The following is a 21,195-nucleotide window of genomic DNA, read 5'->3' as shown; positions in this document are numbered from 1 at the left end:
TTATGGAATATATACCCTTGCTAGTTTTGATCATAAGTTTTGTGGGTCTTTTGGCCATTGGCACCCCTGTAGCTTGGAGCATAGCCATTTCATCTATGCTGACCCTACTGGTCAGTTTGCCCATGCTGCCCGCATTCGCGACCATATCTCAGCGAATGGCCACGGGCTTGGATAGTTTCGCCCTGTTGGCGATTCCATTTTTTATATTGTCTGGGGAACTGATGAACCACGGTGGAATTGCCCACCGTTTGATAGCTTTTGCCAAAAGCTTGGTAGGGGCATTGCCCGGAGGGCTTGCCCTGATCAATATTATATCGGCAATGTTCATGGGCGCCATTGCAGGTTCGGCCATGGCCTCGGCCTCGGCCATGGGAAGTATTCTGGGACCGGAAATGGAAAAAGAAGGATATGATAAGGGTTTTTCGGTATCCGTCAACATTACCTCGGCCACGACAGGATTGGTAATTCCTCCAAGCAATGTATTGATTGTGTATTCCTTGGCAAGTGGAGGTGCATCCATTGCCGCTCTTTTCTTGGCCGGATACATCCCAGGGCTAATCACTGGCCTGCTCTTGATGGTCGTCGCCATGTTCTGGGCCAAGAAGAAAGGCTACGGCAAGGGACAACGAAGCTCATTAAAACAGGTTTTTAAAACGTTTGTAGATGCCGTTCCAAGCCTGTTCCTGTTGGTTTTGGTCATTGGGGGAATCGTGGCCGGTGTGTTTACCGCCACCGAAGCTTCCGCCATTGCAGTACTCTACAGTATGATACTGGGCTTTGTCTATAAAGAGATAACGTTAAAAAAACTACCCGATATCTTTTTGAATGCTTCGGCCACCACCGCTGTTGTGATGCTTTTGATAGCGGCCTCCATGAGCATGTCATGGGCACTTTCCTTTGAGCATATACCGCAGGAAATCAGTTCTGGACTATTGTCTGTTACCGACAACAAAATTGCCCTATTGCTCATTATAAATATAATCTTGCTGATAGTGGGTATCTTTATGGACATTACCCCGGCCGTTCTCATATTTACCCCGATATTTTTGCCTATCGTGACAAAATTGGGAATAGATCCGGTGCATTTTGGTATCATCATGATCTTGAACCTCTGTATTGGACTATGTACACCTCCGGTGGGCTCGGTACTCTTTGTGGGGGTGGGTGTGGCAAAAACATCCATTGAAAAAGTGATAAGACCACTATTGCCGTTGTTTGCGGCCATGATACTGGCACTTTTTCTGATTACCTATATTCCAGAGTTGGCCTTGTGGCTACCGGGTCTATTTGGCCTATAAATCGAATTGTAAAGTATAATTTTTAACTCATGACACATAAAATGAACAAACTAAAACTAGGCTTCTTGGCATTGCTACTGTGTTGGGCATGTGCCGATGCTCCCAAAGATGATACTCCGTGGATCGAATTGTCAGACGGAACCCTTAACGGATGGAACCAAAAAGGAGGAAATGCCAATTATGAGGTAAAGGAGGATGCCATCGTTGGATCCACGGTCCATGATACACCCAATTCCTTTTTGACCACGGATAAGATGTACGACGATTTTATTCTGGAGCTGGATTACAAAGTGGATTCCACCATGAATTCGGGAATCCAAATACGAAGCAATAGCTTTCCCCATTATCAAAATGGGAGGGTGCATGGCTATCAGATTGAGATAGATCCATCGGACCGGGCGTGGAGTGCCGGAATCTACGATGAAGGGCGAAGAGGTTGGCTCGTAACCTTGGAAGATAATCCCGAGGCACAAAAGGCCTTCAAACAAAATGATTGGAACCATTATCGCATCGAGGCCATTGGAGATACGATCCAAACCTGGATCAACGGAGTTCCAGCGGTACATTTGATCGATGACAAAACAGCAAGCGGCTTTATTGCCCTTCAAGTGCATAGCATTGGCAAAGATCAGAAGGCGGGAACGGAGATAGCGTGGAAAAATGTCAAAATCTTGACGGACAGTCTTTCAAAATACAACAAAGAAATGCCCTTGGCCCCGGTCGCGACCAAGAATCAGCTGACCATTGATGAGGAGAAAAACGGATGGCAGTTGTTATGGGATGGCGAGACTACTGTAGGTTGGCGCGGTGCACGCTTGGATGATTTTCCAGATAAAGGATGGGAAATCAATGACGGTGTGTTGACCGTTCTGTCTTCAGGGGGTGAAGAATCTGCCGCTGGTGGTGATATTGTGACTACTGAGTTGTACGGGGACTTTGAATTGAAAGTGGATTTCAAATTGACGGAAGGTGCCAATAGTGGTATAAAATATTATGTGGACACGGATTTGAACAAGGGGCCCGGCTCCTCAATTGGTTTGGAATATCAAATCTTGGACGATGAAAGGCATCCCGATGCAAAATTGGGGAATCATGAAGGTAGTCGCACCGTAGCATCTTTGTACGATTTGATTCAAGCTGATATCAATAAGCCCATCAATCCGATCGGGGAATGGAACACTGCCCATATCATTTCAAAGGACAACCATGTAGAACATTGGCTCAATGGTACTAAGGTTTTGGAGTACGAGCGAAAAAGCGATGCGTATCGAAAACTAGTCTCCGAAAGTAAGTATGAGAAATGGCCCAACTTTGGCGAAGCCGATAAAGGTCACATATTATTACAGGACCATGGGGACCGTGTAAGTTTTAAGAACATCAAAATAAAACCACTAGATTAAACAAGGATTTATGGGAGCACGAAGAGATTTTATAAAGAAAACAACGGTCGCTGCCATTGGCATGGGACTACCCGGTAGTATCAATGCCATGACGGCCAAGAGTTATAACAATATTTTAGGGGCAAATGACAGGATTCATGTTGCCCTTCAGGGATTGGGAAGGCGCTATGGTGCCTATATTCCTTCCATAGCGGCCAAGCAGAACAATGTGCGCTTGGATTATTTATGCGATGTTCGGGGTAGCCAATTGGAAAAAGCGGTACAATATGTATCTGAACAAATAACTTATAACCCCAAACAGGAAAAGGATATTAGAAAGATTCTGGAAGACAAGGATGTGGATGCGATTTTTATGGCTACCCCTGACCATTGGCACACACCAGGGGCTTGTATGGCCATGGAGGCAGGCAAGCATGTTTATTTGGAAAAGCCATGTAGCCATAACCCTCATGAGAATGAAATAGTGGTCGCATTCCAAAAAAAGTATGATAAGGTGGTCCAAATGGGCAATCAGCAGCGATCGTCCCCACAGAGTATCGAAATCATCAACGATATCCATAATGGCATTATAGGCAAGGCCTACAAGGCAATAGCTTTCTACACCAATGGTAGGGGGGAAGTCCCGCTTCCGCTACAGACTGCACCACCAGAGGATTTGGACTGGGAACTGTTCCAAGGACCAGCTCCAAGAAAAGCATACGAACACGATACCTGGGACTATAACTGGCATTGGTACGGTTGGGATTATGGAACCGCTGAAATGGGGAATAATGCGACACATGAACTGGATATAGCCCGGTGGGCATTGGATGTGAAATATCCGGAATATGTGGAGGTGATCGCTGGAAAGGAGCAATTCATGGATGACGGATGGGAAATGTACGATACCATGGAAGCGACCTATGCGTTTGCCGATGATAAAATCATTCAATGGGATGGAAGCAGTAGGAACGGCTATTCCAAATACGGTCGTGGTCGGGGTACCCTTATTTATGGCTCTGAAGGTTCGGTAATGGTGGACCGTGACGGATATGAACTGTACGACCTCAAGGGACAATTGATCAAGGAAAATAAATCTGACGGTAACGAAGGAGGAACCGCCCTTGGAGGTGGAGGAGATCTGTCAACGAGGCATGCAGTGAATTTCTTTAATGCCATTCGTGGAAAAGAAGCATTGACATCACATATTGAAGTGGGGGCCATTTCGCAAATGTTAACGCACTACGCCAATATAGCCTATCGAATCGATAAAGGGTTCAATGTGGATGGAAACACGGGAAGGATTTTTGACAGGGAAGCCATGGAACTTTGGAAACGAACGTATGAACCTGGATGGGAACCAAAACTTTAAATGGATATGAAGCGACGAGATTTTGTCATAAAAAGTAGTTTGGCCAGTTCTGCAGTCCTATATGCCCCAACGGTACTTGCGTACGGAACCCCCAGTGCGAACGAAACCATCAATGTAGGTGTTATAGGAACAGGGGACCGGGGTGGTGGACTCATTCCATTTATCAATCAGATTCCCAACATGCAAGTAGTGGCCTGTTGTGATATTATCCCCTTTAGACTTAGCTCGGGACTTTCAAAAGTAGCAGGAAAGGCCAAAGGCTATTCTGATTACAAAAAATTATTGGAAGACAAGGATGTGGACGCCGTTTTGGTGGCTACCCCGTTCAGCACACATTCCAAGATAGCTATCGATGCCCTAAAGGCAGGAAAACATGTGTACGGGGAAAAGACGATGGCAAAAGGGTACGAAGGTATAGCTGAATTGGTCTCAGCAGCAGACGCATCCAATGGCATATTCCAAACAGGCCACCAATACCATAGTTCCCGTTTGTATTCGCATGTTGTTGATGAAGTGAGAAACGGTAAAATAGGAAAAATAACAGCTTTTGAATGCCAATGGAACCGTAATGGAAATTGGCGTCGCCCTGTACCTGACCCAAAATGGGAGCGTATGATCAACTGGCGTATGTACCGGGAATTTTCAGGCGGTCTTTTGGCCGAACTTTGTTCCCACCAATTGGATTTTGCCAACTGGGTAATGGGTGCCATGCCCGAAAAGGTGATGGGCGTAGGAGGCATTGATTATTGGAAAGATGGCAGGGAAACTTATGACAATATACATCTTATCTACAGCTATCCAGAAGGGGTAAGAGCATCATTTACCTGCCTTACCAGCAACGCCATGGGCGATTATAAGGTCAAGGTAATGGGGGACAAGGGAACCTATATTTTGGACTATGCAAAGGCTTGGTTTTATCCAGAAGGAAGCTACGAAAAGAAAATCGGTGAAGTTGACGGTGTTTCCGGGGCCACCCTGAACTGGGACCAAGGCAGGGGCATTCCTATTAAGTTTGACCATGAAGACCCAAGCAAACAAGCCTTAATCGACTTTAGGGACAATATTGTAAACAATACATTGCCTGTTTCCAATGCCAGAACAGGTGCTATGGCAGCTACTTGTGTACAAATGGGCTTGGATGCCATGTATAATGATAAAATTATTGCCAAAACACAGAAAGGGTGATTGTGAAGGCCTAATCCAAAATACAGTATCATTGATTTTGTCGGCCATGGATTGAACGAGTACTTAATCCATAAAATAAGCTTTGTGGATAGTTGGATTTTCATGGAAGGTTTTCTAGAAAACCTTCCATGATTTTAGCATCTCTATGGAAGTACTTTTTTTATAAGTCAATGGATTCGCCAATATCCGGTAAAATCAATTTCTTTCCTTTTTTCTCAAAATATTCAACAGCTTTGGTTTTGTCCAATTTTATAGGCGGAAAAGTATCGTAATGGCAACCGATTATCTGGTCGCATTCCACAAAATCGCTTGCTATAGTGGCATCTTCATAGCCCATCGTAAAATTGTCGCCAATGGGCAAAACCGCTACGTCAAGTTTTGGGCAGGTCATTGGAATCAGCTCCATGTCCTTGGTCAGTGCAGTATCTCCGGCTAGGTAAACGCATTTGGAGTCGTCCCATAACACAAACCCTCCCGGATTTCCTCCATTGCTCCCATCGGGCAGCATACTGGAATGAATGGCAGTTACGTATTTGACCGTTCCAAAATCAAAGGTATATTTCCCTCCATGATTCATGCCGTGTCCGTCAATACCCTTGTTTCCAAACCAGCTTACCACTTCAAAATTGGAAACCAATAAAGCATCCGGATTGTTCTTGGCAATGGCCTCTACATCCAGAACATGATCTTGATGACCATGGGTCAGAAAAATGTAATCAACGTTAAGGTCGTCAATGTTAACATCGGATGCCATCTCGTTGCCGGTGATAAAAGGGTCGACCAAAATATGTTTTCCGTTCATTTCAATCAAGAAAGAAGCGTGTCCTAGAAAGGTAATTTTCATAGTATATTATTTTTATTTCATTTGATATTTTGAAGGCAATTCGCCCATTGTATAAAGTTAACAAGAACAAGATTGAATTTCAATTCCATTCGGAAACGTTCGGACCCTTTTGCACTTTTTTTTAAAGCAATAAAATAGGATTGCAGAAAAAGAACTTAACTTTGCAGCATGATTGCCACGATTTGTAGAAAAGCACATTTTAACGCCGCACACAGGCTCCATAACCCAAAATGGAGCAAGGAAAAGAATATTGAGGTGTTCGGTAAATGCAACAGTCCTAGCTTTCACGGTCATAATTTTGACCTTGAGGTACGGATAAAGGGCGAAGTCGACCCGGATACAGGTTTTGTAATGGACTTGGCAGTACTGGGTACATTGATAAAGGATGAGGTAGAGGAACGCTTTGACCACAAAAATTTGAACGAGGATTGTCCGGAGTTCGAAAATCTGCTTCCTACAACGGAGTATTTCGTGAAAGTTATCTATGATATCCTAAAACCAAAGCTTAAAAAGGGGCAATTACTGCATATTACCTTGCACGAGACATCAAAGAACTCTGCGGAGTATGGAGATTGGGATTAATTTCCGATATTGCACCCCGTTTTCAAAGGGATATTAGCTCAGTTGGTTTAGAGCGCTGCCTTGACAGGGCAGAGGTCACTGGTTCGAATCCAGTATATCCCACTTTTTCTACTCATATTCAGAAATCCTTTTTCTTAATTTTTGGTTACTGCGCTCCAAGCTTTCGTTTTGGTTACGTAAACTGCCCAATACCTTTTGCATGGCTTGTAGGCTTTCTTGTTGTAGGCTGATGATTTGTTCTAGGTCGGATTTGGTCAATTGTTTGCTCATAATGAAATTTCTAATCTCTAATAAAAAACTTTAAAAGTCTATTTATCTCCCAAAAAAGCATTTCAAAGTTACATAAAGATTTTTAAATCTCCTAGTAAAGCATATTTCAATACTTATAACATTTATTTTTCTTAATTATTTTTAATGCTCAATCGTAGTATTTACTATGGATAAACCATTTTTTAATAGAATTAAAGCGGTGTTAGCTGAAAAGGGAAAAACCAATAATTGGCTGGCAGATGAATTGGATATGAATACAAATACTGTTTCAAAATGGTGCAGGAATGATATGCAACCAAGGGTTGAAACGCTTTTTCAAATTGCAAAAGTTTTGGATGTTGATGTCAGGGAGCTTCTCGTTTCCACAAAATGATGGTAATGTGGCACAGAAAAATTCGGATTCATGGTTTTATAAACGATAACAACCAATCATAACACCTCCAATACCCGCTCCAGAGCCATTCCCCTTGAACCTTTTATGAGCATTGATGCTTTTTCCAAAGGATTCTTTATCAAGTGTTCCTTTAGGGCATCAAACGATTTGAATTTGTTCAAAGATGTTTTGGTCGCATAGAAATTTTCACCAACCAGGTATGTTTCATCAAATTGGAGTTCGTTGGCAAAATTTGCAATGGCCTGATGCTCTTCGGCGGCCGTGCTTCCAAGCTCGAACATATCGCCAATAATCAAGGTCTTTCTTTTGGCCTTCATTAAATTGAAGTTTTCCAAAGCAGCTTTCATACTGGTCGGATTGGCATTGTAGGCATCGAGAATAATGTCGAACCCATTCTTTGAAAGTAATTGGGACCTGTTGTTCTCTGGTCGGTAACCTTCAATGGCCGATTTGATATCTTCAATAGCTACATTAAAATATTTTCCCATCAATATAGCCGCGCAACAATTCGGGAAGTTGTATTTGCCGACCAATTGTGTCTGTATTTCTATTCCCTCTACCTCCAGTGAGACATAAGGGTCGGCCCCAAGGAACTTTATATTGTAAAATTGATGGTCACTGGTGCTGAAGCCCATTTTTTTGGTGTAGTTCGCTAACTTTTCCTTCTGAATGTCGTCGTCGGCATTCAAGAAAACATATTTGTCGTGGCCGATTAAATAATCGTAGAGTTCGCTTTTTCCTTGAATTACCCCTTCCACACCTCCAAAACCTTCCAAATGGGCCTTTCCAAAATTCGTGATATATCCAAAGTCTGGTTGTGCAATGCTGCACAGAAACTCAATCTCTTTTTTGTGGTTGGCACCCATTTCCACAATCGCAATCTCTGTATCCTCTTTTATGGACAACAAGGTCAAAGGAACCCCGATATGGTTGTTAAGGTTGCCCCTGGTGGCTATAGTGCTATATTTTTTAGAGAGAACAGCGTTGATAAGTTCTTTGGTAGTGGTCTTTCCGTTACTTCCCGTTAGCGATACAATTCTGGCCCTTGAATAATTTCTATGGAACGTTGCCAACTGTTGCAAAGTGGTCAAAACATCTTCAAACAGAAGAAACCTGTCGGAAGTCTTGAATTCCTCTTCATCAATAATGGCGTATGCAGCACCTTTGTCCAATGCATCTTTTGCAAAAGCATTGCCATTAAAATTTGGGCCTTTTAAGGCAAAGAACAGACAGTTTTCGGTAATTTTCCTCGTGTCCGTACATATATGGGGATGCTCTAAAAATAGAGCGTGCAATTCTTTCATCGTCATAAATCGAAGATAAAAAAAAGCCCCGACCTTTTTGGCCGGGGCTTTTAAAATACTCAAGAAGTTTTTTATCTCGCTTTTTTGTGACGTACGGTCTTTTTAGATCTGGATTTAGATCCAACTCTGGACATGGCACATCTAAAGCCGATATCGTCTGTTGCCATATATTGTGGCAAATATCTACGCTGTGCAGGGTCCAACCAGTAAGCGCGGTCTCTCCATGATCCACCTTTATATACGCGGACCTCGTTGTTGATCAAAGATGTTCTGTAATTGGATTCGTCATATTGGCGAACAATCTCACCATCCTCGTTGCGCTCAACCTGGTGCTTTGGAGAATCGTACATTTTTTGGGTATCTCCATCCTCTTCGCTAAAGCGGTTAAAGAATCTTGACGACCCTGGGTCTCCATCTCTAAATCCTCTGTTATCACTTTTATCGAAGTTTGTTCTTAGGTAGGTTTCTTCCTCTGTCACTGCAACTTCTTTGATTTCTCCAGGAAGGTTGATGGCTACGATTTTACCGTTTGGCAAGGTGTCGTATACAATTTCATCTCTCAATACTTCAACTTTTCCATCCTCACCGATAGCTTTTTTCATGAAAACGTTTCCACGGTAATAGTTGAAGTCACTGATTTCATCATCAACTATTGGGCGATACACATCGGCAACCCATTCGTTTACGTTACCGGCCATGTCGTAAAGACCAAAGTCGTTAGGTTTGTATGACTTTACTTGACCTGTGATGTCGGCACCATCATCGGACCATCCGGCGATACCACCATAATCTCCTTTTCCTTGCTTAAAGTTGGCCAATTGGTCTCCTCTACCCACACGCTGACCGTTACGGGTATAGTCACCTTCCCAAGGATATTTTTTTCTACCTCTGTAGTTGTTATATTCTCTGGTTCCAACAAGTGCCTGAGCAGCATATTCCCATTCAGTTTCCGTAGGGAGTCTGTATTCCGGCATAATTACCCCGCTACTTCTTTTGGCAAAGGAATTGATGGAATCTTTCTTTTGTTTTCCTTGAAGTGAATCAATTTCACCTCCATAAACAGATTCTGGATTGTTTAAGTAGGCCTCAGTACTAAAGGTGCCATCAAGTTCTCCGTTCAATACCTTGTATTTGGTATCGTCGGCAAGGTAGCCCTCCCTTTCGAGCATTACCTCATTCACCCTGTCGGTTCTCCATTCGGCATATTGCGTAGCCTGTACCCAGTTGACACCTACCACGGGATACTCGGCATATGCAGGGTGCCTTAGGTAGTTATTGGTCATTGTTTCGTTAAAGCCCAATCGGTTTCTCCAAACCAAGGTGTCTGGTAGGGCACCTTCGTATATGTTGGCGTATTTTGGGTCATCTGGAGGGTATACCGCCTTTAGATAATCCAAATACTCTAGGTACATCACGTTGGTTACTTCGGTCTCATCCATGTAGAATGACTGGACGTGCTGCTGTGTTGGAGTATTGTTCCAATCGTGCATAATATCGTCCTGGACTTTACCTTTGGTAAAAGTTCCACCCTCTACAAATACGGTTCCTGGAGGAGTTTCCTGTTCTTTAAAATCCGAATTGTATTGGAAGCCTCCTTCTTTGGCATTGATTTTCCAACCTGTGGCTCTGGAGACGTTCTTTGATGAGGAAGAGTTTTTACAACTGGAAAAACTTCCCATCACTACGGCGCAAGAAAGTACAACTTTGATTAAGTGTTTTTTCATAATTTGGGCTTGAGTACTTTAAAACTCAGGGTTTTTACCCTCAGTATCTTCGACTTGTTTTGATTTTTTAAATCTTTCGATGGCATTAGAACGGTGTTTTTACCATTATATTTTGTGCTCATCAAATATTTACGACATGCAAAAATTGTAGCATGCCACATTTCACTAACGGAGAAGGTTCCAAAATAGTATGAAGCAATCGGTTTTTAACGGTCGGGAAAGTAAGTATGCATATTTTTTTTGTCTTTTAATCAAAAATGAATGTGATTTGAACATTCGATAATTAGAAATATGTACTTCTATATAAGAATTTCCTCAAAAGACCGTTAATGTGTAATAAGTCCAAAGGAATTATTTTGGATTCAATAACTTTACTAAACGCTAAATACTTAGAATGAGAAAGTTACTCGTATTGGTGTTGCTGGTCATCGTAGGTGCTACATCGATGAGCGCACAACAAGAAAGGGCGATTACTACAGCAGTTCCGTTTTTGACCATTGCAGCCGATGCTCGGGCATCTGGTATGGGGGATATGGGTGTCGCTACTTCTTTTGATGCGTATTCCCAGCAGTGGAACCCTGCCAAATATGCTTTTGCCAATAAAAAATCAGGGGTTGGGATAAGTTATACCCCGTACTTGGAAACTATTGTTAACGATGTCTCCTTGTTAAATGCCAATTATTACAACAAGCTTAACGACCAAAGTGCTTTTGCATTCGGATTGCGTTATTTTGGATTGGGTGAAATAGAATTAAGGCAAACCATAGATCAAGATCCAACTTTGGTAAAACCCAATGAGTTTGCTTTGGATGGTTCTTATTCCCTAAAACTGAGCCCAACATTTTCCATGGCCGTAGGGGGTAGGTTTATAAGTTCAAATCTAAGATTCCAGGATGGCGTGCAAGATTCACAGGCGGCCAATGCATTTGCTGTGGATGTTGCAGGTTTTTATAGGTCCAGGGAAATCGCATACAGCAACTATGATGGACGTTGGAGAGCTGGATTCAACATCTCCAATTTGGGAGGTTCGCTTCAATATGATGAGGGAGGACAAGAAAACTTTTTGCCGACCAACCTGAAATTGGGCGGTGGTTTCGATTTCATTTTTGATCAAGATAATATTTTGGCCATCAATACAGAATTCAACAAACTATTGGTCCCAACACCAAGAGATTTTAATGGGGACGGTCAGATTACCACGGAAGACAACGATGAATATCAGAATATAAGTTTCTTTAACGGAGTCTTTGAATCTTTTGGAGATGCGCCAGATGGTTTCAGTGAGGAATTGAAAGAGGTGACTTGGGCGCTTGGCGCAGAGTACAGATTTAGAGAAGCCTTTATGTTGCGAAGCGGTTACTTTAACGAAAGCGAGGAAAAAGGTTCCCGTAAGTTCTTTACATTGGGAGCAGGCTTCAAATTCAAATCGGCCCAAATAGACCTATCTTATTTATTCTCGACCTCCCAGGTCAGAAATCCATTGGAAAACACATTACGTTTCTCGCTTAGCTTTGATTTTGGAGAGGAATTCTTCAACGATTAAAGCAGATGAAAATATATAATTGAAAACCTGTCCGTTGGGGGCAGGTTTTTTTATTTTTGAGTATATCCTGAAGATTACATGGAAAAAAAGAAAATTGGTTTCGAATTGCTCATTTTTAATGAGGCATCAGAGTTGTCACAAAACGAACAAAAATTGTTATATGAAGCTTCCAAGGCTAGGGAGAATGCCTATGCTCCTTACTCCAAGTTTAGAGTAGGTGCCGCGGTATTGCTGGAAAATGGAGAGGTTATTATTGGTAGCAATCAAGAAAATGCATCTTATCCTGCCGGTCTTTGTGCAGAGCGTGTGGCCATTTTTCATGCGGGAGCAAAATATCCCGGTATAGCCGTAAAAACTATTGCTATTTCTGCTTCATCGTCCAAGGATGGGGTAAGTTCGCCCGCAGCACCATGTGGTAACTGTAGGCAGTCCATCATAGAATATGAACAAAAACAGCAATCACCAATATCACTATTGTTAAGTTCGGAATCTGGCCCCGTTTATAAATGCAATTCAATGGCCGATATTCTGCCATTGGCATTCAATAGCTCATTTTTGGGCGATTCTTAATTCAATTCTTTTTCCAAAACAGATATATATGTATTTTTGCTCTTCCCTACGCAAGGGAAATTCATTTAATACAACAGTAGATGAAAAAAATCACCAAAGAAGTTTACCTTAAATGGTACGAGGACATGTATTTCTGGAGAAAGTTCGAGGATAAACTGGCCGCCGTATATATTCAACAAAAAGTTAGAGGTTTCTTGCACCTGTACAATGGTCAAGAAGCGGTGCTTGCCGGCGCATTGCACGCTATGGACCTCGAAAAGGACAGGATGATCACCGCTTACCGAAATCACGTTCAGCCGATTGGAATGGGGGTTGACCCTAGACGGGTTATGGCCGAGCTTTACGGCAAGGTCACCGGAACCTCGAAAGGTATGGGTGGTTCCATGCATATTTTCTCTAAAGAACACCGTTTTTATGGTGGACACGGAATCGTAGGGGGACAAATTCCATTGGGTGCCGGGTTGGCATTTGGCGACAAGTACTTTAAAAGAGATTCTGTAACCCTTTGTTATATGGGTGATGGTGCCGTAAGACAAGGTTCGCTTCACGAGGCCTTCAATTTGGCCATGTTGTGGCAATTACCGGTGGTTTTTATTTGTGAGAACAACGGTTATGCCATGGGAACCTCTGTGGCGCGTACTTCGCATTCCACGGAAATCTGGAAATTGGGTCTTGGTTACGAAATGCCTTGTAGCCCTGTTGACGGAATGGACCCTGCCATAGTTGCAAAGGAAATGGACAAGGCGATTGAGCGCGCCCGTACAGGAGGAGGACCAACTTTCTTGGAGATGAAAACATACAGATACCGTGGACACTCCATGTCAGATGCGCAGCATTATCGAACTAAAGAAGAAGTTGAAGAGTATAAAAAGATAGATCCGATCACTCAGGTCAAAGATGTGATTCTTGAAAAAGGATATGCATCCGAGGACGATTTAAAACAAATCGATAAAAAGGTGAAGGACCTTGTGAAAGAGTGCGAGAAATTTGCGGAGGAATCTGATTTCCCACCAAAAGAGCAATTGTACGACACCGTTTACGAGCAAGAAGACTATCCATTTTTACAACATAAATTATAATTAGATGGCAGAAGTAATCAACATGCCTAGATTGAGCGATACCATGGAAGAAGGAACCGTGGCAAAATGGCTCAAGAAAGTAGGGGACAAGGTAGAAGAAGGAGATATTTTGGCTGAAATCGAAACGGACAAAGCCACCATGGAATTCGAATCTTTTCATGAAGGAACTTTGCTCCACATAGGAATCGAGGAAGGTGATGGTGCTCCGGTTGATTCACTTTTGGCCATAATCGGTGAAGAAGGTGAGGACATTTCCGGTCTATTGAACGGCTCGGGAAGCTCATCGGAAGCTCCAAAAGAGGAAAGTTCATCAGAACCAGAAGAAGATGCTACATCAGAAACTGAAACTAGTGAGCCGGCAGATATTCCCGAAGGAGTGGAAATCGTGACCATGCCCCGATTGAGTGATACCATGGAGGAAGGAACGGTTGCCAGCTGGTTGAAGAGTGTTGGGGATAAAGTGGAAGAAGGAGATATCTTGGCCGAAATCGAAACGGATAAGGCCACTATGGAATTCGAATCGTTCTACTCGGGAACTTTGCTGCATATCGGTATCCAAGAAGGCGAAGGAGCTCCTGTGGATTCCCTTTTGGCCATTATTGGCCCAGAAGGAACGGATGTTGATGCTGTTTTGAATGCGAAATCATCAGGTGGTTCATCTAAGAGCGCACCTAAAAAAGAAGCATCCAAAGATGAAGCTCCGAAAAAAGAGGAATCATCCAAGAAAGAAGAAACAGCTCCTGCTACACAAGATGGTCAGCGCATATTCGCTTCTCCATTGGCCAAAAAGATTGCCGATGAAAAAGGCATCAATTTGGCAGATGTAAAGGGAACCGGTGATAACGGAAGAATTGTTAAGAAGGACATAGAAAACTTTAAACCATCATCACAAGCAGCTCCTGCTGCAGAAAAAACCGAAGCTACACCTGCAGTGGCACCGGTTGCACTTCCAGTTGGTGAAGAAAGTGTGGAAGAAGTGAAAAACTCTACAATGCGCAAGGTGATTGCCAAGCGTTTGGGAGAATCCAAATTTACTGCACCACATTATTACCTGACCATTGAGGTGGATATGGACAATGCCAAGGCATCCCGTGCACAAATCAACAGTTTGCCGGATACCAAAGTATCTTTCAACGATATGGTTTTGAAAGCATGTGCAATGGCCCTTAAAAAACATCCGCAGGTAAATACATCGTGGAATGGTGATTCCATGATATACAAGCATCACATACACATGGGTGTTGCCGTTGCCGTAGATGAAGGTCTTGTGGTTCCCGTAATCAAATTTGCTAATCAGATGAGTTTGACCCAATTGGGTACAGCGGTAAAAGATTTGGCCGGAAGAGCAAGAAACAAGAAAATCAAGCCGGATGAAATGGAAGGAAGTACCTTTACGGTTTCCAACTTGGGAATGTTCGGTATTCAAGAGTTTACCTCCATTATCAATCAGCCTAACTCTGCCATTTTATCCGTAGGGGCAATCGTTGATAAGCCTGTGGTTAAAAATGGCGAGATTGTAGCTGGAAGCACCATGAAGGTAACTTTGGCCTGTGATCACAGAACGGTTGATGGAGCCACTGGTGCCCAGTTTTTACAGACTTTGAGGGCTTACTTGGAGAATCCAGTGACTATGTTGGCATAGATTTGTCGACATACATTCGATAATACATTAATTTAAAAGCATCCTTTTATCGGGATGCTTTTTTTATCTTTAAAAAAAATCAAAAAACAACAAAAATGAGAGTACTATTATATGTTGTCGTTTCACTTTTTGTGATGGGCTGTGGTTCTACAAAAATTGTTCAAACCACTGATGTTAATCCTCAAACAACAAAATCAAGCGAAACTTTTACCGATGCCGAGCGCATAGGTGAAATGATGAATTATTTAGCAAGCGATGACCTTAAGGGAAGGGAGGCCGGAGGCGAAGGCATTGAAATTGCGGCTAGGTATATTGAGAATTATTTTAAGTCCTACGGACTCAAGCCCTATTTTGAAACGTACCGCGACACACTTTCAAATTTTAAAAAACCTGCTTACAATATTGTGGGTGTAGTGGAGGGCAACGACCCTGATTTAAAAGATGAATTTATTTTGATAGGTGCCCATTACGACCATATTGGGGCCATTGAGCCTGAAAATGGAGATTATATTGCCAACGGCGCCAACGATAATGCATCGGGTACTACATCAGTTTTGGAAATGGCACGGTATTTTGGAACAAACAAAACGAACAAGCGTAGTATTATTTTTGCACTGTTCAGTGCAGAGGAGAAGGGCTTGTTGGGTTCCAAGCATCTGGCCAAAAAGTTAAAAGAGCAGGATTTGAATCTGTATACCATGCTCAATTTTGAAATGACGGGTGTTCCTTTGCAGGGGAAGGACTATTTTGTATACATCACGGGCTACGATATGTCCAACTTGGCAGAGGTCAGCAATAGGTATGCTAAAGAAAACTGGGTAGGATTTTTACCAACGGCCAAGGAATTTAACTTGTATCAAAGGTCGGACAATTATCCGTTCCATGAAGAATTTGGCGTGCCGTCGCATACGTTCTGTACGTTTGACTTTACCAACTTTAATCATTATCATAAGGTGGGTGATGAGAACAGTTTAATGGATTTTGGTCATATGGCCACATTGGTAAACAAGGCAATTCCCGTGATTGAAGGTATCGCCAATGCTCCATCACAAGAAATACGATTAACAAAGTAATTTAAAACTGTCATCTCGAGCGCAGTCGAGAGATTTCACTTATGGCAAACATAATAATTACAGGCACAAGTAGGGGAATAGGATTTGAGTTGGTGAAACTTTTTGCGAGGGAAGGACATCAGGTTTTGGCACTTTCACGAAATAGTGAGCCTGTGCAAAGCCTGAATTTGCCCAATGTACAAACGTTGTCCTTTGATTTGGGCAACCCTGCCGATTTTGAAAAACTCAATGAATTTTTGAATCAATGGCATGTAGTGGATGTACTCATTAATAATGCAGGTCGGTTTTTGGGCAAACCATTTTCGGAAACCACGACGGAGGAATTTGAGAGCGTCTACAAAGTAAACGTGTTCGGAGTAGCTGAAATTACAAAAACAGTACTTCCCATGATGGGGCAGGAAGGTCATGTAGTGACCATAAGTTCCATGGGAGGAGTGCAGGGCAGTATGAAGTTTCCAGGACTCTCTGCGTATAGTTCAAGCAAGGGTGCTGTGATTACCTTGACCGAGCTATTGGCCGAAGAGTATAAAGAAACCGGCCCAAGTTTTAATGTATTGGCCTTGGGTGCCGTACAGACCGAGATGCTCGAAGAAGCCTTTCCAGGGTACAAAGCTCCCGTAACTGCATTGGAGATGGCCACATATATTAAAGAGTTTGCTTTGACAGGTCAAAAACTCTACAATGGAAAAATGTTGCAGGTGAGTAATAGTACGCCGTAAGGATTGACCTACGTATTCTCAGCAAATAGGTATCCAGAATTCATGTTCCAGTATAAACTCTTTAAATGTCATGGTCTTGGGCCCATCACTTTTTGATTTTACTTCGAATCGTGCTTTTTCCTTGTTCCATTGCATCAGAATGGACATAAAATCTAGCTGGGAGTAAATGTCATAAGCATTTTTTAATATGCTCAATTTTTCTGAGAGCTCGTCAAAAGATTCAAAATTCTCCCATGAGTCTGGCCCGATTATTTTTGTTTCAATAAATTTTCTGTCGACCACATGAATACTTTCATAGTCTTTTTTCAATAAGTGGGTCAAGGTATTGTCATCGATGATTGTGCGGGCCATGTATTCTATTTCTTTTATGTAATGGACCGATGTGTTTTCATATTCTTGTGAGTAGTCATAGGAAATCACGGAGCCATTCAGTTCTTGGAAAATCCCAAAAGGAATAAATCGCAATGCGACTTTGGTATCAGTTCCAAATCTGGGTATCTCAACATCTAAGAAAAAAACAACATACTTGGAGTTTATGTTTAGCTCTTTTTTAGAAAAAGTGTGTATACCGAAGTTCTCGGGTAGAATCTTATCCAAATCTTTGTTGGATGATATTGAGTTTTTATCCTCACATAAGAATTCTTCCTTTTGCAAGAGCGTATAATTGCCATCTATATCTTTATATGCTCCAACTGTTGAGATGCATTTGCACCCACAAGTTGGGAACCTCCCCCAAACTTTTAAATATCCATTTTTGGAATCATCAATTTTATTATATTCTAGGATACCATCTTCGTTGGGCTCAAACAAAGAGTAGCAACTTTGAACCCTTTCCCATAGTGTTTTTTCAAGAGAAGTTTTGTTTTGACCTATGCCTATATACGGCAGAATGATAATCAATAGTAAAATGGTAGCTCTCATGACTTATTGTTTTGTGAAAAGTAAAAAACATTTTAAGCATTGGATGAGGTTAATTGACGAATGCCTATTTTCGTTTGACGAATGATGGAAACTACCCTACAAAAATACCTTCCTGAGCTTGCAGTAGCTCCTTGCTTTGAGCTTATCAAAACGCATGGGGTGCATTTAAAAATTGTGAACCATCGTGTTACCCGCCATGGTGATTACCGCAGATTGCCGAACGGATTGCATTTGATAACCGTAAATGCATCACTCAACAAATACCGATTCCTGATTACACTCGTCCACGAAATAGCGCATTTGGTGGCCTTTGAAACGTATGGTCGTCGAATAAAACCGCATGGAGTGGAATGGAAGCGTACCTTTCAACACTTAATGGTTCCATTTATTCGGCCAGAGGTGTTTCCAACGCAACTGTTGCCCATAATTGCAAATCACTTTAAAAATCCAAAAGCCAGTAGTAGCACAGATGCCAGATTGTCCATTGCGCTAAAAGCTTTTGATGAGGAAGAACGACTGCTTAGTTATGTCTACGAATTGCCTACGGGCAGTGTTTTTAGACTGTACAATGGCAAGTTGTTCAAAAAAGGAAATAAGAAAGTAAAACGGTACGAATGTGTGGAGTTATCAACCGGGAGATTATATTTGTTTCAACCAAACGCGGAGGTTGAGTTGGTTCAAGATGTATCAGGATAACCGGCATTCTAATTAAAAAACAGCAAAATGAACAAGAATTATTACGCAGTTTTAATGGCAGGAGGAGTTGGTTCAAGATTTTGGCCGGTGAGTACATCATCCAATCCCAAACAGTTTCACGATATGTTGGGGACCGGTAAGACCCTGATTCAAAAAACGTTTGATCGTCTGAACAAGTTTGTTCCCACTGAAAATATTCTGATTCTGACTAATGAGCAGTATAACGACTTAGTGTTGGAACAATTGCCCATGGTAAAACAAGACCAAGTGGTTCTGGAACCCGCTATGAGGAATACGGCACCCTGTATTTTGTATGCTTCCCTTAAGATTCAGAAAATGAATCCCGATGCGGTAATGATTGTAGCGCCCAGTGATCATTGGATTGAGGACGAAGCTGCATTTGAAAAGGATGTGACAACTTGTTTCAGTAAATGTGAAGAAGAAAATGCACTTTGCACTTTGGGTATCCAGCCCACTTTTCCCAATACGGGATTCGGTTACATCGAATTTGAAAAAGGTAGTGACGCGCAATTAAAAAAGGTGTCCCAATTCAGGGAAAAACCGGATTATGAAACCGCAAAGGAATTTTTGGCTCAAGGCAACTTTTTATGGAACGCGGGCATTTTTATGTGGAGCGTGGAAACCATAGTGGAAGCCTTCAAAAAATATCAGCCTGGTCAATATGAACTTTTTGGACAAGGCATATCTTGTTACAATACGGGAGATGAAAGAGCCTTTATTCAAGAAAACTATGCCAAGGCAGAAAACATATCCATTGATTATGCTATCTTGGAACAATCCAAATCCATTTACACCCTGCCAGCTACTTTTGATTGGAATGATTTAGGTACGTGGGGCGCTCTTTACGATAAATTGGAGAAGGACAAAAACGAGAACGCAGTGGTAAACGCTCAAACCCTTTTGGAAGATGCAAAAGGCAATATGATACGATCTCCCAAAGGGAAGGTAGTTGTGGTTGATGGTCTGGAGGATTACATCATCGTGGATAAAGAAGAAGTGCTCCTTATTTACCCTAAGGACAAACAACAGGATATTAAAAAAGTATTGACCCAAGTGAAGGAAAAATTTGGGGATCAGTTTGCATAATATATGACCGAAGAACAGAAAAAGGAAGCAGAGACCACACCACCCAATCAAGACAGTGGAGATGAGGTAAAAAAAGATTTTAAGGGGCTTTTGGGCAGCGTGCGCAAATTCCTTTCGGATTTGTTGGAAATCCGTTCCAATACGGATGCCGCGGCCACCAAAGAATCCATCATTGCGGATATTCCCTTTAAGAACCATACCACATGGATTTTGGTGTGCTCCATTTTCATTGCATCCATTGGCCTGAACGCCAACTCAACAGCGGTGGTTATTGGTGCCATGCTTATCTCCCCACTGATGGGCCCTATTTTGGGAATGGGCATGTCATTGGCCATAAATGATATTGATACGTTGCGCAGATCGCTCAAGAATTTCACTGTAATGGTGGTTTTGAGTGTGATCACCGCATTCCTATTTTTCTACTTTTTTCCTCTTCGGGATGAATCTTCAGAACTCTTGGCACGTACCAAACCAGATATTCGGGATGTACTGATTGCTTTTTTTGGTGGATTGGCGCTGGTAATCGCCCGGGCAAAAAAGGGGACCATTGCCAGTGTTATTTTTGGTGTGGCCATTGCAACTGCTTTGATGCCGCCTCTTTGTACGGTAGGTTTCGGTTTGGCCATTGGCAAGCCGTGGTATGCCGCTGGGGCCATGTATTTGTTCATCATAAATACCATTTTTATAGGTCTGGCAACCTTCTTGGTCATCAAGTTCCTGAGGTTTCCCATGGTGCGATATGCCAATTCCCAACGTAGAAGGTTGATAGCTCGTTTGGCTTCAATCACGGGTATTTTGGTAATGATTCCGGCCGGATTTACGTTTTACAATGTATTCCAAGAGTCTCTTTTTATGAAACAAGCTCAAGAGTTTTTAAAAGGTACGGTAGAGGTATATCAGTTTGATGGTGCTGGAAGGTATGTGGACAATCTCACCAAATTGGAGTATGTGGATGATGGGACCTCAATGATTGAAGTGGTTTTTATGGGCGATGAATTGGTTCCGGAGAATATCATTAATACATGGAGAACACAGAAGAATGAATACAATAGGCTCAAGGACGCCGAACTCCATATTATTCAGGGAGGAAGGGATGATTCGGAAGAAAAGTTCAATTATGTAAGCGAACTTTATGAGAAGAATAAGGCCGAGCTGTTGAATAAGGATGAGCAAATCAGACTGCTCGAAGAAGAGCTGTCCATTCTAACAAGGAATGTGGGTAGGAGGGTCCCTTTTCAAAGTATAAGTGCAGAAGCTAAAGCCAATTATGAGAATATTGATGCCCTAGGTTTCTCTTACCAAATACGTACCGATTTTAAAAAGTTGGATACAGTGCCTGTCTTTGAGGTAAACTGGAAAAACGGATTGAGCTCAAGTCAAAAAGAAGCTGATACCAAAAAAATGTTGGCATGGTTAAAACTGAGGCTTCAGGATTCCACGTTGGTGATCAAAGAGGTAGATTAATTTATTTAGATGTCTGATGTCTGATGTCT

General features: G+C 42.2%; 20 protein-coding genes and 1 tRNA gene. 16 read left to right on the top strand and 5 right to left on the bottom strand.

Annotated features, from left to right (window positions below; translation table 11 throughout):
* Window positions 1-2 precede the first annotated feature (2 nt).
* Genes DCK90_RS05290 through DCK90_RS05275 form a run of 4 tightly spaced genes read left to right on the top strand, consistent with a single transcriptional unit; the run spans window position 3 to window position 5,234 of the window.
* Window positions 3-1,298, top strand: a complete 1,296-nt coding sequence (locus DCK90_RS05290; RefSeq protein ID WP_108245185.1) for a TRAP transporter large permease — start codon at window positions 3-5, stop codon at window positions 1,296-1,298.
* A 41-nt stretch (window positions 1,299-1,339) separates the two neighbouring features.
* Complete coding sequence (locus DCK90_RS05285; protein ID WP_108245150.1) at window positions 1,340-2,698, top strand: 3-keto-disaccharide hydrolase; 1,359 nt, start codon at window positions 1,340-1,342, stop codon at window positions 2,696-2,698.
* A gap of 10 nt (window positions 2,699-2,708) precedes the next feature.
* Window positions 2,709-4,049, top strand: coding sequence for a Gfo/Idh/MocA family protein (locus DCK90_RS05280; RefSeq protein ID WP_108245149.1), 1,341 nt, complete (start codon window positions 2,709-2,711; stop codon window positions 4,047-4,049).
* A 6-nt stretch (window positions 4,050-4,055) separates the two neighbouring features.
* Complete coding sequence (locus DCK90_RS05275) at window positions 4,056-5,234, top strand: Gfo/Idh/MocA family protein (protein WP_108245184.1); 1,179 nt, start codon at window positions 4,056-4,058, stop codon at window positions 5,232-5,234.
* Between the two features lie 160 nt (window positions 5,235-5,394).
* Here the strand turns inward: DCK90_RS05275 and DCK90_RS05270 are convergent, their stop codons facing one another.
* The gene (locus DCK90_RS05270; protein WP_108245148.1) at window positions 5,395-6,078 is read right to left on the bottom strand and encodes a metal-dependent hydrolase; all 684 of its coding nucleotides are present in this window, start codon (window positions 6,076-6,078) and stop codon (window positions 5,395-5,397) included.
* Window positions 6,079-6,246: 168 nt separating this feature from the next.
* On the opposite strand from DCK90_RS05270, the gene DCK90_RS05265 reads away from it, so the two are divergent.
* Complete coding sequence (locus DCK90_RS05265) at window positions 6,247-6,660, top strand: 6-pyruvoyl trahydropterin synthase family protein (protein ID WP_108245147.1); 414 nt, start codon at window positions 6,247-6,249, stop codon at window positions 6,658-6,660.
* Between the two features lie 27 nt (window positions 6,661-6,687).
* Window positions 6,688-6,762 (top strand) — tRNA-Val (locus DCK90_RS05260).
* A 6-nt stretch (window positions 6,763-6,768) separates the two neighbouring features.
* On the opposite strand, the gene DCK90_RS16955 is transcribed toward DCK90_RS05260, so the two are convergent.
* On the bottom strand, window positions 6,769-6,930 hold the full coding sequence (locus DCK90_RS16955) for a hypothetical protein (RefSeq protein ID WP_159075768.1): 162 nt from the start codon (window positions 6,928-6,930) through the stop codon (window positions 6,769-6,771).
* 166 nt (window positions 6,931-7,096) lie between these two features.
* Between DCK90_RS16955 and DCK90_RS05255 the strand changes: the two genes are divergently transcribed.
* Complete coding sequence (locus DCK90_RS05255; protein WP_108245146.1) at window positions 7,097-7,303, top strand: helix-turn-helix transcriptional regulator; 207 nt, start codon at window positions 7,097-7,099, stop codon at window positions 7,301-7,303.
* A 56-nt stretch (window positions 7,304-7,359) separates the two neighbouring features.
* Here DCK90_RS05255 and DCK90_RS05250 read toward each other — a convergent pair whose 3' ends face one another.
* Both DCK90_RS05250 and gldJ read right to left on the bottom strand, forming a co-directional pair.
* The gene (locus tag DCK90_RS05250; RefSeq protein WP_199912650.1) at window positions 7,360-8,634 is read right to left on the bottom strand and encodes a UDP-N-acetylmuramoyl-tripeptide--D-alanyl-D-alanine ligase; all 1,275 of its coding nucleotides are present in this window, start codon (window positions 8,632-8,634) and stop codon (window positions 7,360-7,362) included.
* Between the two features lie 65 nt (window positions 8,635-8,699).
* A complete protein-coding gene (gene gldJ / locus DCK90_RS05245) occupies window positions 8,700-10,352 on the bottom strand; it encodes a gliding motility lipoprotein GldJ (protein WP_108245144.1) in 1,653 nt (550 codons plus the stop codon).
* 394 nt (window positions 10,353-10,746) lie between these two features.
* On the opposite strand from gldJ, the gene porV reads away from it, so the two are divergent.
* From porV to DCK90_RS05215, 6 genes are all read left to right on the top strand, one after another.
* The gene (gene porV / locus DCK90_RS05240) at window positions 10,747-11,895 is read left to right on the top strand and encodes a type IX secretion system outer membrane channel protein PorV (RefSeq protein ID WP_108245143.1); all 1,149 of its coding nucleotides are present in this window, start codon (window positions 10,747-10,749) and stop codon (window positions 11,893-11,895) included.
* A 78-nt stretch (window positions 11,896-11,973) separates the two neighbouring features.
* Entirely contained in the window at window positions 11,974-12,465 is a 492-nt protein-coding gene (cdd, locus tag DCK90_RS05235) for a cytidine deaminase (RefSeq protein ID WP_108245142.1), read from the top strand.
* A gap of 80 nt (window positions 12,466-12,545) precedes the next feature.
* A complete protein-coding gene (gene pdhA, locus DCK90_RS05230) occupies window positions 12,546-13,544 on the top strand; it encodes a pyruvate dehydrogenase (acetyl-transferring) E1 component subunit alpha (protein ID WP_108245141.1) in 999 nt (332 codons plus the stop codon).
* Window positions 13,545-13,548: 4 nt separating this feature from the next.
* Window positions 13,549-15,186: a pyruvate dehydrogenase complex dihydrolipoamide acetyltransferase gene (locus DCK90_RS05225; protein WP_108245140.1), complete on the top strand. Its 1,638-nt coding sequence runs from the start codon at window positions 13,549-13,551 to the stop codon at window positions 15,184-15,186.
* Window positions 15,187-15,281: 95 nt separating this feature from the next.
* Entirely contained in the window at window positions 15,282-16,259 is a 978-nt protein-coding gene (locus DCK90_RS05220) for a M28 family metallopeptidase (RefSeq protein WP_108245139.1), read from the top strand.
* Between the two features lie 41 nt (window positions 16,260-16,300).
* The gene (locus DCK90_RS05215; protein WP_108245138.1) at window positions 16,301-16,978 is read left to right on the top strand and encodes an SDR family NAD(P)-dependent oxidoreductase; all 678 of its coding nucleotides are present in this window, start codon (window positions 16,301-16,303) and stop codon (window positions 16,976-16,978) included.
* Window positions 16,979-16,996: 18 nt separating this feature from the next.
* Here DCK90_RS05215 and DCK90_RS05210 read toward each other — a convergent pair whose 3' ends face one another.
* Complete coding sequence (locus tag DCK90_RS05210) at window positions 16,997-17,899, bottom strand: hypothetical protein (protein ID WP_108245137.1); 903 nt, start codon at window positions 17,897-17,899, stop codon at window positions 16,997-16,999.
* Between the two features lie 84 nt (window positions 17,900-17,983).
* Here DCK90_RS05210 and DCK90_RS05205 point away from each other — a divergent pair, with 84 nt between their 5' ends.
* From DCK90_RS05205 to DCK90_RS05195, 3 genes are read left to right on the top strand one after another with little or no spacing between them, the layout of a single operon-like run.
* Window positions 17,984-18,595 (top strand): SprT-like domain-containing protein, encoded by a 612-nt coding sequence (locus DCK90_RS05205; protein ID WP_108245183.1) that lies wholly within the window; start codon window positions 17,984-17,986, stop codon window positions 18,593-18,595.
* Window positions 18,596-18,622: 27 nt separating this feature from the next.
* Window positions 18,623-19,702 carry a mannose-1-phosphate guanylyltransferase gene (locus tag DCK90_RS05200; protein ID WP_108245136.1) on the top strand — a complete coding sequence of 360 codons (1,080 nt, stop codon included), beginning with the start codon at window positions 18,623-18,625 and terminating at the stop codon, window positions 19,700-19,702.
* 3 nt (window positions 19,703-19,705) lie between these two features.
* Window positions 19,706-21,166, top strand: a complete 1,461-nt coding sequence (locus DCK90_RS05195; RefSeq protein WP_108245135.1) for a DUF389 domain-containing protein — start codon at window positions 19,706-19,708, stop codon at window positions 21,164-21,166.
* Window positions 21,167-21,195: the final 29 nt, after the last annotated feature.

The organism is Muricauda brasiliensis (assembly GCF_003057865.1).
Classification (GTDB): Bacteria; Bacteroidota; Bacteroidia; order Flavobacteriales; family Flavobacteriaceae; genus Flagellimonas; species Flagellimonas chongwuensis.
This window is presented reverse-complemented; position numbering and strand designations above follow the sequence as displayed.

What these genes read in the sequence shown, in the direction of transcription:
- DCK90_RS05290 (WP_108245185.1), top strand. Translation starts at nt 3, where the DNA reads ATGGAATATATACCCTTGCTAGTTTTGATCATAAGTTTTGTGGGTCTT.
- DCK90_RS05285 (WP_108245150.1), top strand. Translation starts at nt 1,340, where the DNA reads ATGAACAAACTAAAACTAGGCTTCTTGGCATTGCTACTGTGTTGGGCA.
- DCK90_RS05280 (WP_108245149.1), top strand. Translation starts at nt 2,709, where the DNA reads ATGGGAGCACGAAGAGATTTTATAAAGAAAACAACGGTCGCTGCCATT.
- DCK90_RS05275 (WP_108245184.1), top strand. Translation starts at nt 4,056, where the DNA reads ATGAAGCGACGAGATTTTGTCATAAAAAGTAGTTTGGCCAGTTCTGCA.
- DCK90_RS05270 (WP_108245148.1), bottom strand. Translation starts at nt 6,078, where the DNA reads ATGAAAATTACCTTTCTAGGACACGCTTCTTTCTTGATTGAAATGAAC.
- DCK90_RS05265 (WP_108245147.1), top strand. Translation starts at nt 6,247, where the DNA reads ATGATTGCCACGATTTGTAGAAAAGCACATTTTAACGCCGCACACAGG.
- DCK90_RS16955 (WP_159075768.1), bottom strand. Translation starts at nt 6,930, where the DNA reads ATGAGCAAACAATTGACCAAATCCGACCTAGAACAAATCATCAGCCTA.
- DCK90_RS05255 (WP_108245146.1), top strand. Translation starts at nt 7,097, where the DNA reads ATGGATAAACCATTTTTTAATAGAATTAAAGCGGTGTTAGCTGAAAAG.
- DCK90_RS05250 (WP_199912650.1), bottom strand. Translation starts at nt 8,634, where the DNA reads ATGACGATGAAAGAATTGCACGCTCTATTTTTAGAGCATCCCCATATA.
- gldJ (WP_108245144.1), bottom strand. Translation starts at nt 10,352, where the DNA reads ATGAAAAAACACTTAATCAAAGTTGTACTTTCTTGCGCCGTAGTGATG.
- porV (WP_108245143.1), top strand. Translation starts at nt 10,747, where the DNA reads ATGAGAAAGTTACTCGTATTGGTGTTGCTGGTCATCGTAGGTGCTACA.
- cdd (WP_108245142.1), top strand. Translation starts at nt 11,974, where the DNA reads ATGGAAAAAAAGAAAATTGGTTTCGAATTGCTCATTTTTAATGAGGCA.
- pdhA (WP_108245141.1), top strand. Translation starts at nt 12,546, where the DNA reads ATGAAAAAAATCACCAAAGAAGTTTACCTTAAATGGTACGAGGACATG.
- DCK90_RS05225 (WP_108245140.1), top strand. Translation starts at nt 13,549, where the DNA reads ATGGCAGAAGTAATCAACATGCCTAGATTGAGCGATACCATGGAAGAA.
- DCK90_RS05220 (WP_108245139.1), top strand. Translation starts at nt 15,282, where the DNA reads ATGAGAGTACTATTATATGTTGTCGTTTCACTTTTTGTGATGGGCTGT.
- DCK90_RS05215 (WP_108245138.1), top strand. Translation starts at nt 16,301, where the DNA reads ATGGCAAACATAATAATTACAGGCACAAGTAGGGGAATAGGATTTGAG.
- DCK90_RS05210 (WP_108245137.1), bottom strand. Translation starts at nt 17,899, where the DNA reads ATGAGAGCTACCATTTTACTATTGATTATCATTCTGCCGTATATAGGC.
- DCK90_RS05205 (WP_108245183.1), top strand. Translation starts at nt 17,984, where the DNA reads ATGGAAACTACCCTACAAAAATACCTTCCTGAGCTTGCAGTAGCTCCT.
- DCK90_RS05200 (WP_108245136.1), top strand. Translation starts at nt 18,623, where the DNA reads ATGAACAAGAATTATTACGCAGTTTTAATGGCAGGAGGAGTTGGTTCA.
- DCK90_RS05195 (WP_108245135.1), top strand. Translation starts at nt 19,706, where the DNA reads ATGACCGAAGAACAGAAAAAGGAAGCAGAGACCACACCACCCAATCAA.